The following is a 14,595-nucleotide window of genomic DNA, read 5'->3' on the forward strand; positions in this document are numbered from 1 at the left end:
GGTAACGACAGGGCCCCCCTCGCACCTGCGCCGCAGGCTGAGACGGTGTGAGACTGAAAGACATGGCATCCGAGAGCGCGAAGAGCGAGGGCGCGGAGCTGGGCCGCTTCCTGCGCGCCCGCCGCACCCAGACCGGTCCCGAACAGGTCGGCCTGACCGTCGGCGCCGGAATACGCCGTACCCCGGGTCTGCGACGGGAGGAACTGGCCACCCTCGCCGGCATCAGCATCGACTACTACGTGCGCCTGGAGCGCGGCAAGGAGACCCGCCCCAGCCCTGCCGTCCTCGATGCCCTCGCGCGCGCTCTGCACATGGACGATCAGGAGCACCAGCATCTGCGCGAGCTGGCCGCCCGTGCCGCCCGGTACGTGCCCGAGCCGCCGCCCTCCCCCAGTCGCACCGTGCGCCCGCACCTCAAGCTGCTGCTCGAGTCGCTCCGGCCGAACCCGGCGTACGTCATCAGCCGCAGCATGGACATGCTCGCCTGGAATCCGGGCGGCCTCGCCCTCTACGCGGGCCTGGACGACTGGCCCCTCAAGCAGCGCAACCTCGCCCGCTACCTCTTCCTCCACCCCGCCGCCCGCGAGCTCTTCACCGACTGGGACCGGCAGATCACCGGCTGCGTCTCCCGTCTGCGCGCCATTTCCGGCACCGCACCCGATGCCCCCGACCTGACCAGCCTGGTGGGGGAACTCCTCCTGAAGAGCCCCGACTTCGCGGGTCTGTGGGAACGTTACGAAGTGACCGGGCGCAAGCCCGCGCAGAAGACGTTCCACCACCCCCAAGTCGGCACGCTCACCCTCACGTCCCAGTCCCTGCACGTGGAGGGCACACCCGGCCAGCGCATCGGCGTCTACACCGCCGAACCCGGCAGCCCCGACCACGACGCACTGCTCCTGCTCGACATGACCGCGCCCGCCGCCTCGCCCAGCTCCCGTTCCACATGGGAAGGTCCAACCCGCCGACAGAGCTGATCGCTGCAGGAGGCGCCGACCACGTGCCCCGACCGGCGCGGTGCTGCGGTCGGGGCGGTGCGGCGGTCGGGGCGGTGCGGCAGTCGGCGCAATGCTGCGGTAGAGGCGGTGCCGCCCCTACCGCTCGATGCGTCAGGCCGAGGCGGTGGCCTTGGCCTGAAGGGCTTCGGTGATGTTCTCCTCGCGCCAGCTGCGCAGGAGGTCGTGGAAGGCGACGGCGCCGTGCGGGTAGGCGGTCGGACCGTTGGGGCGGCCCCGGCCCTCTCGGTTGTAGTAGCCGGGGGTGCAATCGGCATGGAACCACTCATGGTCGGGGGCGCCCTTGGCGCACACGTCGATCCAGGCAGCCTCGGCATCGGGGGTGGGCTCCACGACGGCGTTCTTCTCCTCCGCGGCGGTGACCAGGGCGGCGGCGTGCACGGCCTGTTCGTCGAGGATGTGCGTGAAGTTCACGCTGCTGGCGTTCTGCAGCGAGCCCATCTGGATCAGGTTCGGGAACCCGTTGCTGGTGAAGCCGTGCAAGGTGCGTGGGCCCTGCTGCGCCCGCGCGTGCAGGAGCTGGACTCCGCCGCGGCCGGTCACGGGCAGTTCCCCTGAGGTGATGCCGGAAACACCCACGGAGAATCCGGTCGCGAACACCACGCAGTCGACCTCGTACTCCACCCCGCCGACGACGACGCCGCGTTCCGTCATGTGCTCGATGCCGTGGGTGTCGGCGGTGTCCACGAGTGTGACGTTGTCCCGGTTGAACGCGGGGAGGTACTTGTCGGAGAACGCGGGGCGCTTGCACGCGTACCGGTACCAGGGCTGGAGGGCCGAGGCGGTGTCGGGGTCGGTGACCTCGGCGGCCACACGCTCGCGAACCTGGTTCATCGTGGCGTGGTCGGCGGCCTCGTAGGCGGCCTCGAAGTCCGGCTCGCCGTCGCGGCGGAAGCTGGGCAGGAGCTTCTCCAGCAGGCCGGCCGACTCCGTCCAGCGGTCGGCGACCAGGTCCTGCTCGGCACCCTCCCCGGAGGCTATCCGCAGGAAGTTGTCCCGGCGTTCGGCCGCCCATCCCGGGCGGTCCGCGCCGACGTCCTGAGGTGTCATGCGCCGCTGGCCGCGCACATCCACGGCGGACGGGGTGCGTTGAAAGACGTACAGGTGCCCGGCGTCCTCGGCCAGCATCGGGATGACCTGCACGCCGGTGGCGCCGGTGCCGACGACGGCGACCCTCTTGCCGGCCAGACCCGTCATGCCTCCCTCGGGGCTGCCGCCGGTGTATCCGTAGTCCCAGCGGGACGTGTGGAAGGTGTGGCCCCGGTAGTTCTCGATGCCGGGGATGCCGGGCAGCTTCGGCTCCGTCAGCGTGCCGGTGGCCGTGATGACGTAGGTGGCGCGGAACCTGTCACCGCGGTCGGTGGTGACCACCCACTGCTGGGTGCTCTCGTCCCAGACCAGGGAGGTGACGGCGGTGGAGAAGAGAGCGTCCTCGTACAGGCCGAACTGCTCGGCGATACGCACCGCGTGACGGCGGATCTCCTCTCCCGGTGCGTACTTCCACTCGGGCACATGGCCGGTCTCGTCGAGCAGCGGCAAGTAGACGTGCGACTCGATGTCGCAGTGGATGCCCGGGTAGCGGTTCCAGTACCAAGTCCCCCCGAAGTCACCGCCCTTGTCGATGACCCGCACCTTCGCCACGCCCTGCCCGCGCAGGCGTGCGCCCGCCAGGATCCCGCCGAACCCGCCACCGACGATCGCGACGTCCACCACGTCGCGCAGCGGCTCGCGCTCCGCCACGTCATCGACATAAGGGTCGGCGGCGAAGTAGCCGAACTCCGCTGCCGTGGCCCGGTATTGACCCGGGCCTTCGGGGCACACGCGGCGCTCACGCTCGACGCGGTAGCGCTCGCGAAGGTCGGCGGTCTCCTGCGGGGTGGGCGGGGTGTCGCACTGCGGCAGGGTCATGTGGCGGGTTCCTCTCGTGGGGGGAGGTGCGCTGGTCGCCGCGGGGGTTGGGACTGTGGCCCTCGCGGGGCGTCCCGCGCGGTCACCGGTACCGTAACCCAAGAACCGGACAACACTGTCCGGTTGCGGTGCGGGGCCTGCCTCACACGGCCCCGCCCGAGCGCCACGACACGAAGGGCCCGCGATGTCGAACCTCACCCCCAATTCCCCGCTGCGCGACTGGCTGGCGGATCCCGCCGCCGGGCAGGTCCTGCGCGGTCTTCTGGCCTCCCAGGGGCAGAACGAGCAGGCCCTGGCCCCCGCCCTCGGCCTGCCGTTGGAGAAGCTCGTGAAGATGTCCGGCGGGAAGTTCCCGCCGCAGCTCGTGGACGCGCTGGTCACCGCCGCCGAGACCGGCCGGGTCCCCGAGGGCCTGCCCACCGCTCCCCCGGCCGACACCGCAGCGGCCGCGGAGCCCGACCTGGGCGTCGAGACAGGTAACCCCGAACCGTGGACCGAACAGATCACGCCCGGTCGCTTCAGCCGCCAGACCGTCGTCGTCACCGGTGCCGCCTCCGGCATCGGAAAGGCCGTCGCCTCGCGCATAGTGCGCGAGGGCGGCCGCGTGATCGCCGTCGACGTCTCCCACGACGGCCTCGCGGCCCTTGCCGCCGACCTGGGCGAGGCGATCGTGCCCCTCACCGCCGACATCACCGCGCCCACGTCCGCCGACGCCGTCCTGGCCGCCGCGGGCGGTCGCGTGGACGCCCTGGCGAACGTCGCCGGCGTGATGGACAACGACGCCGCCGTGCACGAGGTCGACGACACCATCTGGGATCGCGTCATGCGCATCAACGTCGACGGCCCCATGCGCCTGATGCGCGCCGTCGTGCCGGGCATGCTCGCCGCCGGCGGCGGCCGGATCGTCAACATCGTCTCCGAGGCCGCCCTGCGCGGCTCGGCCGCCGGTGCCGCCTACACCACCTCCAAGCACGCCTTGGTGGGCCTGACGAAATCGTCGGCCTACCAGTACGCGGGCACCGGCGTGCAGGTCAACGCTGTCGCCCCCGGCGCGGTGGCCACCGGAATCCACCTCCCCACCGCCGCCCCGTACGGCTCGGCCCGCACCGCGAAGATGCGTGTCGCGATCCCCGGCCTCGCCATGGCCGAGGAGCTGGCCGCATCGATCACGTTCCTGCTCAGCAAGGACGCGGTGAACGTCAACGGCGCGATCCTGCCCTCCGACGGCGGCTGGTCGGCCGCCTGACAGCTGTCCGGCCGGAGCCCGGGTGCGGAACATCCCGACAGCAGGGCCCAGTTGCCGAACTCCCGCACCACGGCCGGGAGTACGTCTCCTGCACGTCACGACGTCCGGACATCCGGGCGACAGGAAGGAGCACATCACCGTATGACCACGTCCCGTACGCCCCGCGCTCTGGCGGGGCTGGCCGCCCTCGGCCTCCTGACACCGACCGCATGCGGCACCCAGACCGCCACCCCGGCCTCGAAACCCGCGTCGTCCGGCGAGGGCACAAGCATCCGAGCCACCCAGCTCGCGCACGTGACCGACGTGCACGAGGCCACCGGCATGACCCTGCTGGAGGGCCCGGTCCTGATCGAGGACGGCAGCCTGTACGTCGTGGATGTCACCGCGCCTCCGGGCGATCCCAAGCTCATCTCCGTCGATGTGACCACCGGCAAGCACGAAGGCGTCTACACCGACAAGACCGGCGCCTACACCTCCGCGCAGATCAGCCCGCACGACCACCGCCTGTACCTGACCGACTTCGCCACCGGTTCGATCGTCAGCGTCGCGCAGGACGGCTCGGAGCCGCGCACGTTCTTCTCCGGTGAGGTCGACGGCTCCAAAATGACGCCGGACGACATCGCCTTCGACGGCGAGGGCAACGTGTACGTGAGCGACGCGCACGGCACGAAGCCGGACGAGACCGATGGCCGCATCGTGCGCATCGACCGTGACGGCACGAAGACCACCGTCCTGGCCGACGGGCTCGCCCAGCCCAACGGAGTCATGTTCGACCCCGATCTGCGCGGCCTGTGGATCAGCGAGCTCTCCGAGGACACCATCTCCTACCTGTTGCTCGACGCCGACAAGACCGCTGTGACCTCCCAGCACGAGGCCATCCATGTCGACGGCGGCCTGGCCCAGACCGACTCCATCGCCGTGGACGCCGACGGCAACCTCTACCAGGGGCTGCACGGCCGGCCCGCCATCGCCGTCTACAGCAAGTACGGGGCGCGTCTGGCCACTGTCGAGGTTCCCGCCGAGAAATCCGAGGGTGTGAAGTCGGCGACCAACGTCGCGATCGCTCCGGGCGGCACGAAGGCCTACATGACCGTCAGCGGCCCCGCCGGCGGGTACGTCTTCACGTTCACCGCACTGGCCAAGGGCATCCGCCAGTCAAACGGCGGCTGACGGTCACACGTCGACGACCGTCTCGCAGGGTCGCAGCGGCCCCACCTCGACGCCGAGCAGTTGCCAGGCCGCCAGGGCGACGCGCTCCCGTTCCGCCGGGGTGGGGCCGGCGACGGCGCCGGAGACCATCGCGACGGCGAGCATGACGTCGTCGGCGGACAGACGATGCCCGGCGGGCAGGCACCCGGCCAGGACACTGCGGACGCGCTCGGACAGCGCGCGGGCCTGCTCGCCGTCGCCGCGCACGCGCAACAGGTCGACGAATGCCGTCGAGCGGGTCAGGTGCCAAGTGACCACGCCCAGAACACCCTTGAGACTCGCGCCCGGCTCGGCGCCTGCCCGCTCGATCTGCTGGACGTTCTCGTCCAGAACGGCGGAGGCCAAGGCGAAGCGGTCGGCGAAGTGCCGGTAGAGACTGCCCTGCCCCACCCCCGCGCGGCGAGCGACGGCGGACAGCGGGGCGTTCAGGCCCTGCTCGGCGAAGACCTCGCGGGCGGCGGCGATGAGAGCGGCCCGATTGCGGGCCGCGACCCGCCGCCCCTGGTTGGCCGGGCGGCCCTGGCCGGCAGCGCCGTCGCGGTCGGAGCCCGCGCCGCCGCCCCGCACCAAGGCCGAGCCCCGCGTTGCCGGCTGCGGGTCCTGGGGCTCGCTCGGATTCATCACGTCGGCAGCGTAGTACGAGCGCAGGGCGCACCGGCTCGGCAGTTCATCTGCCGCCACCACGCTCTTCGCAGATCAGAGGGCGCCCGGGTCGGAAGGCACCCGAACTGCGCATGGGCCTGGCCCCGGTCCCCCAGGTCGCCACCGTCGCGCGGCGACGGAGGCAGCCGCATCAGCTCTTCGGGGCGAACACCGTCCATAGGTTGGTCTGCGTGAGGACGGCGTTCATCGAGAACGTGTTGTCGTAAGGGATCTCGGCGTCGTTGGTGATCTCCTCGACGTTCAGCACCTCGCCGTCGATGAAGGTGCCGGCTGTGATCCAGTACTGGGGACGCGGCGTGAAGACCAGCTTCGTGCCGGGGACAGCCTGCGCCGCGAAGACCGGAGCGCCGTTCATGCCGATACCGACCGAGGCGGTGTCGTCCGGCACGCTGGGGAGGACCTGGATGCCGAGGCCACCCAAGGGGGTGTCACCGTCGGGAGCGGGCACGAACCCCTAGTTCCCGTCGTCGAAGTCGAAACCGGTCTGGTTCTGGAGCTGGTCGTCAGGGTCGGCCGCCGCCTGTTCCCAGTCCATGAACGGGATGCCGCTCATGAGCGGGCCTGTCGGCGCCCAGACGAAGCTGTAGTTGACGGTCCACGTGAAGGTCACCGTGTGGCCCGGATGGGCGGGCGCGGTCAGCCATGCGAGCGACACCGCGGCCGGGACGCCGAGGCCGACCGACTTCTGGAACAGGCAGATGTCCTGGAACTGCGTCGAGTTGTTCGTGACTGTCAGGGTGTACTGCGTCGCCGCGGCGGCACGCGGTGCGCCGACAGCGGCAGGCACGGCGAGGGCGCCGGCGCACGCGGCGCCGACGACGAGGAACCGCCGCCGGGAGAGTGCGGAATCCTGGTAGTGAGGTGGCACGCTTGCCTCCTTTGATGGATCGCCGGCGCCGCGGTCGGCGCGAAGCGCGCTGAAGTCGACTTCCAGACTGGCCGCCGAAACCGGGCCCCGACCGGTATCCGGAGTGCCGCTCGGCCGGACGGTCCCGCGTCTTCACCCGTCCGTGGTTCCGTCCGCGGAAACCTTGACCGGATGGCAGCGGTCCGAACGTTCCTCATCAGCTCCCGCAATCTCTTAATTAATCCGAAAACACATGAATGCCGTGCGGCCATGCACTGCCGCATAGAGAAATATCGACCAGCTCGCGGGCTCCCAACTCATCTTCATTGCATGGCAGTTGCTCCTTTTGACGCCTCAAAGGTCACGGATGGCGCTCTCCGTTTTCCAATTCCACTTCCCTTTCCACTTCCATCGACCAGCGTTCACTCGTTCGAGTGGAGCACAAGAAAGGCTCTCGGGCTGAAATCTTCAGCCGCCTTAATCTCCAAAGGCACCATAAATGATCTAGACCATGCCGCCGCTGATTTCCATTTAATTGGTTCAGATCTCACCGTTGGACAGGAAAGGCCAGCGGGTGAGCATTTCTCCGTATCCAATGGCCTTTCCCCACTGCGCATGAAGGGAAGTACTGCGTATGGAGCGGAGATCGCTGGTCGAGCCGCCTCGTCGGCACCGGCCAGAAGTACGGAAGGCACACCAGGGGGTGTCCCGGCTGCTTTCGCAACTGCGGATGTGGATGCTCGCGTTGGCCATGGCGGCGGTCGGCGCGGTGTTGCCGGCCGCCGCGGCCACCCCTGCGGCCGCCCGGGCCGCGGTCGACACGATCCCGGTCGGCGACAACCCACTCGGCGTGACGGTGAGCCCTCTGGGGCACCGCGTGTACGTGGCCGATGCAGGTGACGACTCGGTGTCGGTCATCGACAGGTCCAGCAACGCGGTGATCGCGACCATCCCGGTCGGCGACTCCCCGGCCGGGGTGGCTGTGGGCGGGCTCGGAACCCTCCTCTACGTGACCAACCAGGGTTCGGACTCGGTGTCGGTGATCAGCACGATCACCAACGCAGTGATCGCGACGATCCATGTCGGCGGCACCCCGAGAGGGGTCGCCGTGGGCGGGCTCGGGACTCGCCTCTACGTGGTCAACGCCGGCTCGGACACGGTGTCGGTGATCAACACGATCACCAACTCCGTGGTCACGACCATCCCGGCCGCTGATGGTCCGGGCGCGCCGGCGGCGAGCCCGACTGAGAACCGCCTCTACGTAGTACACGGAGGCTCGAACACTCTGTCAGTAATCAACACGGACACCTATGCGGTGATCAGGACCGTCCCGGTCGGCGCCAGCCCGGGTGGATTGGCGGTAAGCCCGGACGGCAAGAGTGTCTACGTCACGAGCCAGAGCGATGACACGGTGACGGCAATCGCCACGTAGCCTGCGCGTTTCAGTTGTGGCTGTGTCCGGGTCAGGAGCAGGAGCAGGAGCAGGAAGACAAAAGCTCCTTTCTGAGCCGGGCACTGACACTTGCCCGTGCCGGATTAACCGTCATCACGACGAGACGGATCCGGCATCGGCAACAACCTCAGGACGTCACAGGCTCCAAAGGCGTGGCGCCGCCCTGCATCGAGTTGCTCCGGGCGATGCCGATCCCGGTGTGCCCGCAGATCACCGTGAACACGGCCCCCAGGTAGCAGAGGAAGGCGTACGGCGCGCAGGAGAGCGTCGCGACGCCCAGCGTGGTCGATACGTACATCCCGGCCTCGCTCCATGGGATCAGCGGCACCATCACCGTGCCCGAGTCCTCCAGGGTGCGCGAGAGGTTCTTCAGCTCGAGGCCGTGCTCGGCGTAGACCTGCCTGAAGCCCTCGCCGGGGATGAGGGTGGTGAGGTACGAGGTGCCGCTGGCCAGGGCCACGCCGATCGACGAACCCACGGTCGCCAGGACCCGGCCCGCCGAAGGTGGCTGTGGCGAAAGCTGTTGTGGCGAAGGTGTGCGGTGCGGCTACGACGTGTGCGTCGGGGGCTCCGGCGTACGGCGACGCGCGGGGCTCGCGAGGTGAGCGACACGGTCCGCGGGAAGGGCGGGGGCGTGGTGGCCCCGTACCCCGGTCACCGGGTGTGCGGCGAACAGGGCTCCGAGGACGGCTTCCTCGGTGGCCTCGGCAGCGGCCCGGAAGAACAGGTCCATCAGCGGTCCGTCCTCGGCCAGTGCCGAGGACGCGCGGACCGCATCCGAGGGCCGGTGCGGGACGCGGTGTGTCGTCGACCAGGCCAGGGCGTACTCGCCGCTGCCGTGCTGGACGATGCCACCGGTACGGGCCAGTCCGACCGTCGCACGCTTCGCGATGCGCCGCAGCTGACGGGCGTCGGCCGGGGCGTCCGTGGCGAGCAGGACGACACACGACCCGGCGCCGCGTGCGAACTCGGCCTGTTCTCCGGCCTGTTGCGGGGTGAGGGACCGGCCCACCGGCGTGCCGAGCACGGTCAGGTCCTCGGCCAGGCCGAAGTTGGCGAGGACCAGGACGCCCAGGGTGAAGCAGGTGCCGTCGCCCGCCTCCACGACACGGGAACTGGAGCCGATGCCGGCTTTCCAGCCGAAGGCCACCATCCCGGCGCCCGCGCCCACCGCCCCTTCGGGCACGGGACCGTCGGACGCAGCCTGCAGCGCGTCCAGAACATGCTGCGGACGCACGTGCAGGCCCCGGATGTCATTGAGCCAGCCGTCGTTGCACTCGAAGACCACCGGATTGACGGTGCCTGTGGAGACACCGATCTCGGGGTGCTCGTCCAGCGAGTGCCGGACCAGCCCCTCGAAGGCGGCGCCGACACCGAGTGTGTTCGTGAGCGCCAACGGTGTTTCCAGAAAACCGAGTTCAACGATCTGGCTCAGGCCCGCGGCCTTCCCGAATCCGTTGACGACCTCCAGGCCGGCAGCCGGCTTCTCGCGGAACGCGGAGCCGGCTGCCGGGACGACGACCGTCGCCCCGGTACGGACCGGGAGCTCCGCGTCGTCGTGATCGAGCGTCAGGTGTCCGACGCGGACACCCGGTACATCAGTGAGGGAGTTCCACGGCCCAGGAGTCAGCACTCCGGGGGCGATGCCCAGGTCGCGAGGTCGAGGCATACTCTTCACGGTGCGGTACGTTCCGTGTTGCGCGGCCCAGGAGCCTGCTCGCGGTCGCTGTCGGACTGCGCGGCATGCATGGTCTGCAGCAACTCGGACTCCACGAGGGCGAGATGAGTCTCCATCAGGCTCCCCGCGAGACCTCCATTGCCGTCCGCGACCGCCTCCGCCGTCGCTTCGTGGTCCGCCGGCGACGTCTCCGTGTGAGCGGTCCGTGAAGTGAGGCCGCTGCGCAGGACGATGACCTGTTGCTGCACCAGCCACACCTGCGGAACACGGCCCCGCAGCCCGCAGCGCTGCGTCCGGTTCCGACGACCGGTCCAGAAGTCTTCCGCCTCCACACCTCGGGCTGCTTTCAGGGAGATACCGTCGCGCATCCTCGGCACGGAGTGGTCCCGGGCCTCGTAGCTGTGCTCGCCGATCCACGTGAGTCCGTCAGGCATACCGGTCACACTAGCCTCGCGCTTTCCCGAAGTCGGCTGTCCGGTGAGTGGTCCGGCTCAGCGAAAGGCGATGATCAAAGCGTCTGAGGCCGTTGGCCGTGCGGCGCTGCATGGCAGTCGTCTGCTTCACCGTGGCGATGGGGTCCCTTCATCGGTCCGGCCGGGAAGGGTCTGCTGCGACCAGACCGTCTTGCCTCGTGCGGCGTAGCGCGTGCCCCAGCGGTGGCTCATGCTCATCACGAGATACAGCCCCCGGCCGCCCTCGTCGGTGTCGTGGGCGCGGCGCATGTGTGGCGAGGTGTTGCTTCCGTCGGTGACCTCGCACGTGAGATGCCGGTCGCGGATGAGCCGGAGACTCACCGGGCCCTCGCCGTATCGGATGGCATTCGTCACCAGCTCACTGATGATCAGTTCCGTCTCGAACGCGATGTCCTCCAGCCCCCAGGCAACCAGCTGTCGTCCGGCGAGAGACCTCGCCGCGGCGACCACCGAGGGGTCGGACGGCAGGTCCCAGTGAGCTGCCTGGTCATCCGAGAGACCGCGGGCGCGTGCCAGGAGCAGGACGGCGTCGTCGTCGGCCCGATCGTCGGCCAGGGCACAGGCGATGGCATCGGCCGTCTCGGACAGTGCGCGGTCCTGGTGGGTGAGAACGCGTCGGAGCGTGTCGGCCGCCTCGTCACTGCCCGCGAGCAGTCCGTCGGTGTACAGGCAGATGACGGCGCCGTCGTCGAGGCTGTGCGTGGCTGTCTCGTACGTGCCGTGGGCCGTGCCGAGCGCGGGGCCCATGTCGACCTCCACGGTGGCCACCTCTCCTTCCGGCGAGACGAGGAGCGGGGCGGGGTGCCCGGCGGAGGCGAGGGTCAGGTGGCGCTTGACCGGGTCGTAAACGGCGTACGCGCAGGTGGCGACCCGTCCTCCGGTTGGGATGTCGTCATCGTGGCCCACCTCGTCGGTGTCGACGTTCTCACTGGCGAGCCGGGCAGCGATCTCGTCGAGATGGGTCAGCAACTCGTCCGGCTCCAGGTCGAGTTCGGCGAGCGTGCGCAGGGCGGTACGGAGGCGCCCCATCATGGCCGCGACCTCGATCCCGTGTCCGACGACGTCGCCGACGACGAGTCCGACCCGTGCTCCGGACAGTTCGATCACGTCGAACCAGTCTCCGCCCGCCCTCACGGGCAGGTATAGATGCGCCGTCTCGACGGTTGTCAGTTCCGGCGTACGGCTCGGCAGCAAGTGCCGCTGGAGGGCCGTTGCCGTGTTCCGCTCCCTTGCGTAGCTGGACGCGTGGTCGACGCCGAGGGCAGCCCGGGAGGAGACCTGCACCACCAGATCGAGGTCCTGCTGTGTGTACGGCTGGGGCCGCTCCGAGCGGTAGAGCGTGACGACACCGAGCACGGCATCGTGTACGACGAGGGGCACCGCCATCAGCGAGTGGACGCCCGCGGTGGCGAGTGCGTGGGCGTGCTCGGACAGCTCGGGGGGCCAGACCCCCTCGGCGTCCAGCCGCGAGACCAGGCGGGGCGTGGCGTCCTCGAGGCTCCGTGTGAAGGGGGTGGCGAGGAGCAGCGTCTCAAGGGTCGTCTGCCGTTCGTCGGCATGTGTGTCGGGCCCGTTCAAGAAGGCCGCCCGACGCAGCCGCTCTCCGGCGTCGACCGGTCCTCGACGGCGAGGCTCACCGCGCAGTACCGCATCCAGGATGTGCACCGTCACCGCGTCGGCGAGGGCAGGCACCAGCACGCCTGCCAGTTCGCGGGCCGTCGTCGTCGCATCCAGGGTCGTGCCGACGGTCCGGCGAGTGTTGTAGAGGAGATCGAGCCGCGCCCGGGCCGCTTCACGTTCGGTCACGTCCTCGACCGCCATGAGCACACCGGGCTGCCCGTCGGCCGCGTCGTCCACCTGGAATATGGACACCGAAACCGTCAGGTCCTCGTCCGGTCGCGTGCCCGGCGTGCCCTTCACGGTGTGCCGCAGCACCGACTCACCGGTGCGGAGGGTTTCCCGAGCGAGCTCACTGAGCTCCGTGGTGTCGAGGCCCGTACTCACCTCTCCGAAGGTCCGCCCGAGTACCCGCTCGGCGGTGATGCCGCGCAGTCCGCGGGCCGATGTGTTGTAGCGACGCACGCGCAGCTGTTCGTCGAGAAGGAAGAGGCCGAGCGGCGCCTGTGTGAACAGGGCCTCCAGCACGGCCGAGTCTGATGCTCTCGTGCCGAGGTAGGGGTCGGCGTCAACCACGTGCGTCCCTCCTGTCCGGTTGTTTCAGGCCGGTTGAGCGGTCTTGAGGGGCGGCACGTGTACGTGCCCAGCGAGGGTTTCGGGGGGCGATTGGTACATGTCCAGGATGGGCAGGAAGGCGCCTGCTGCCGCTCTGGTGGGTCGGCGGCCGAGGTGGAGAGAGCAGCTCGTGTCGTTGTTGACCTTGCCGAAAGTGTCCCGCGGTCCGGCCGGCGCGCCTGCGTGGCTCAGGACGCTGAACGGGGTCGTGGGCAGCGCTGAGATCCCCTCGCAGGTGAACCACGCGGCCTGCCCAAGGTCGAAGACGATCGGGAAGCCGTCCAGGCGTGTCTCGGCCGCCGCCCCTCCGACTTCCTCCGTCATGCGCGCACCACCTTCCTGGGACTCCCGTCCGCGCCATCCTCACCCCACCGGCCTCACCCCGCCACCCGCGACCGGCCCCTCTCGACACGGTCGAGCGTGGGGCATCCGGCAGGACACCGGTGCGGGCCCGGTTCAGGGTGACCGTGTCGTGAGGGGTATACGCAGTGACCCCCACCCCGCCACGCCGTCTCCCTACGCCGGCCACGACAGCGGGTCGGCGCAAGCCTTCCACCTCCACTCGGACCAACCGCGCCCAGAGCGCACCCAAAACCTGCACCAAACCGTGCTGGAGGCCGTCCCTGTTCACGAGGTCGGGCCACGAACGGCGACGACCGAGTGCGTCGCGAACGCCGGCTCCACCACCTGACCGAACCGCGCAGTGACTCACTGTGAACACGTATCGCCCGACAGTGCATCCACACTCATGACGATCCTGGGTCGATCCTGTGCATCTTTGCAGGCCGCGACAGAGATTTCGGACGAGGCCGCCCATCTCGCTGTCCGGCCCGTCCCGGCCCCGTGATAACACGTAGTAATCACATTCGAGGAGGCTACGACCGCATGGGTATCTTCAGCCGTCGCCAGGGCGCGACCATCGAGCCGACGCCTGCTGCCGGCCCCCGTACGCCCTTCCCGGGCGCCGAGACCACCGGCGCCGCGCTCGACCCCGCCCTTCGCGCACTGACCGGGCAATGGACCATCGACCGCCCGCACAGCCGCATCGGCTTCTCCGTACGCCATGCCATGGTCACCACGGTGCGCGGCGCTTTCGCCGACTACGACAGCACCCTGTACTTCGACGGAGCCCGCCCCTCCCAATCCCGGGCCGAAATCACCATCCGGGTCGCCAGCGTCGACACCGGCGTCGAACAGCGGGACGCCCACCTCATCGGCACCGACTTCTTCGACGCCCGCCGCTACCCGGAAATGACCTTCCGCAGCACCTCCGCCACCCACGACGGCGGAGAGACCTTCCGCATGACGGGCGACCTGACCATCCGCCAAGTCACCTGCCCCGTCGAACTCCAACTCGACTACCTCGGCTCGGTGGTCGACCCCTTCGGCTACGAACGAGCCGGCTTCGACGCCACCACCACCATCGACCGCACCCAATGGGGCCTCGTCTACAACCAACGCCTGGAAGCCGGCGGCACCATGGTGAGTGAGAAAGTCCGGCTGCAGTTCGACATCTCCGCGATCCGCTCCACCCCCATGGCATAGCTGCACCACGCTGCACGAAAGGCCCCCGCTCCCCACCACGAAGGTGGGAGGGGGCAGGCCTGAGGACCGTGGGCGCGACCGACTGTCAGGCGGTCGCGCCCTCCTGGACGGCCCCGCAGCCATCGACGCCCTGGGAGTTGAGCGGACACGGCACAGCGCCTCATCCGGCGCCCCGCACGCCTGGCAATCCCCCCGTGAGCGCGCGAACGCCACAGCCACCATGGTCTTCGCGCTGAAGCCTGCCCGCCGCCGCAATCCTTCCCGCTACCCGTTTGGCCACCTGCCGGTTGCCCAGCACCGCTCATCGACGTCGGATCTGAGGGGCCCA

General features: G+C 69.6%; 14 protein-coding genes. 5 read left to right on the forward strand and 9 right to left on the reverse strand.

The features are described from left to right. The first annotated feature begins 62 nt into the window (after window positions 1-62). Entirely contained in the window at window positions 63-974 is a 912-nt protein-coding gene (locus OG758_RS02860) for a helix-turn-helix transcriptional regulator (RefSeq protein ID WP_326708442.1), read from the forward strand. 132 nt (window positions 975-1,106) lie between these two features. Here the strand turns inward: OG758_RS02860 and OG758_RS02865 are convergent, their stop codons facing one another. After that, the gene (locus OG758_RS02865; protein WP_326708443.1) at window positions 1,107-2,921 is read right to left on the reverse strand and encodes a flavin-containing monooxygenase; all 1,815 of its coding nucleotides are present in this window, start codon (window positions 2,919-2,921) and stop codon (window positions 1,107-1,109) included. A gap of 184 nt (window positions 2,922-3,105) precedes the next feature. Here OG758_RS02865 and OG758_RS02870 point away from each other — a divergent pair, with 184 nt between their 5' ends. Further along, window positions 3,106-4,167, forward strand: a complete 1,062-nt coding sequence (locus OG758_RS02870; protein ID WP_326708444.1) for an SDR family NAD(P)-dependent oxidoreductase — start codon at window positions 3,106-3,108, stop codon at window positions 4,165-4,167. 141 nt (window positions 4,168-4,308) lie between these two features. Beyond that, window positions 4,309-5,337 (forward strand): SMP-30/gluconolactonase/LRE family protein, encoded by a 1,029-nt coding sequence (locus OG758_RS02875; RefSeq protein ID WP_326708445.1) that lies wholly within the window; start codon window positions 4,309-4,311, stop codon window positions 5,335-5,337. Window positions 5,338-5,340: 3 nt separating this feature from the next. On the opposite strand, the gene OG758_RS02880 is transcribed toward OG758_RS02875, so the two are convergent. From OG758_RS02880 to OG758_RS02890, 3 genes are all read right to left on the reverse strand, one after another. Next, window positions 5,341-5,997, reverse strand: coding sequence for a TetR/AcrR family transcriptional regulator (locus OG758_RS02880; RefSeq protein ID WP_326715781.1), 657 nt, complete (start codon window positions 5,995-5,997; stop codon window positions 5,341-5,343). Window positions 5,998-6,169: 172 nt separating this feature from the next. Further along, a complete protein-coding gene (locus tag OG758_RS02885; RefSeq protein WP_326708446.1) occupies window positions 6,170-6,487 on the reverse strand; it encodes a hypothetical protein in 318 nt (105 codons plus the stop codon). A gap of 6 nt (window positions 6,488-6,493) precedes the next feature. Further along, window positions 6,494-6,907, reverse strand: a complete 414-nt coding sequence (locus OG758_RS02890) for a hypothetical protein (protein WP_326708447.1) — start codon at window positions 6,905-6,907, stop codon at window positions 6,494-6,496. Between the two features lie 709 nt (window positions 6,908-7,616). Between OG758_RS02890 and OG758_RS02895 the strand changes: the two genes are divergently transcribed. Further along, window positions 7,617-8,318: a YncE family protein gene (locus OG758_RS02895; protein ID WP_326708448.1), complete on the forward strand. Its 702-nt coding sequence runs from the start codon at window positions 7,617-7,619 to the stop codon at window positions 8,316-8,318. 148 nt (window positions 8,319-8,466) lie between these two features. On the opposite strand, the gene OG758_RS02900 is transcribed toward OG758_RS02895, so the two are convergent. From OG758_RS02900 to OG758_RS02920, 5 genes are all read right to left on the reverse strand, one after another. Beyond that, the gene (locus OG758_RS02900; RefSeq protein ID WP_326708449.1) at window positions 8,467-8,817 is read right to left on the reverse strand and encodes a Na+/H+ antiporter NhaC family protein; all 351 of its coding nucleotides are present in this window, start codon (window positions 8,815-8,817) and stop codon (window positions 8,467-8,469) included. A 69-nt stretch (window positions 8,818-8,886) separates the two neighbouring features. Further along, on the reverse strand, window positions 8,887-10,008 hold the full coding sequence (locus OG758_RS02905) for a DmpA family aminopeptidase (protein ID WP_326708450.1): 1,122 nt from the start codon (window positions 10,006-10,008) through the stop codon (window positions 8,887-8,889). Window positions 10,009-10,013: 5 nt separating this feature from the next. After that, a complete protein-coding gene (locus OG758_RS02910; protein WP_326708451.1) occupies window positions 10,014-10,451 on the reverse strand; it encodes a hypothetical protein in 438 nt (145 codons plus the stop codon). 126 nt (window positions 10,452-10,577) lie between these two features. Beyond that, the gene (locus OG758_RS02915; RefSeq protein ID WP_326708452.1) at window positions 10,578-12,683 is read right to left on the reverse strand and encodes an ATP-binding SpoIIE family protein phosphatase; all 2,106 of its coding nucleotides are present in this window, start codon (window positions 12,681-12,683) and stop codon (window positions 10,578-10,580) included. Between the two features lie 24 nt (window positions 12,684-12,707). Beyond that, a complete protein-coding gene (locus tag OG758_RS02920; RefSeq protein ID WP_326708453.1) occupies window positions 12,708-13,046 on the reverse strand; it encodes a hypothetical protein in 339 nt (112 codons plus the stop codon). A 561-nt stretch (window positions 13,047-13,607) separates the two neighbouring features. Between OG758_RS02920 and OG758_RS02925 the strand changes: the two genes are divergently transcribed. Then, on the forward strand, window positions 13,608-14,267 hold the full coding sequence (locus tag OG758_RS02925; protein WP_326708454.1) for a YceI family protein: 660 nt from the start codon (window positions 13,608-13,610) through the stop codon (window positions 14,265-14,267). The last annotated feature ends 328 nt before the right edge of the window (window positions 14,268-14,595 follow it).

This window comes from Streptomyces sp. NBC_01474 (genome assembly GCF_035918215.1).
GTDB classification, from domain to species: domain Bacteria; phylum Actinomycetota; class Actinomycetes; order Streptomycetales; family Streptomycetaceae; genus Streptomyces; species Streptomyces aureus.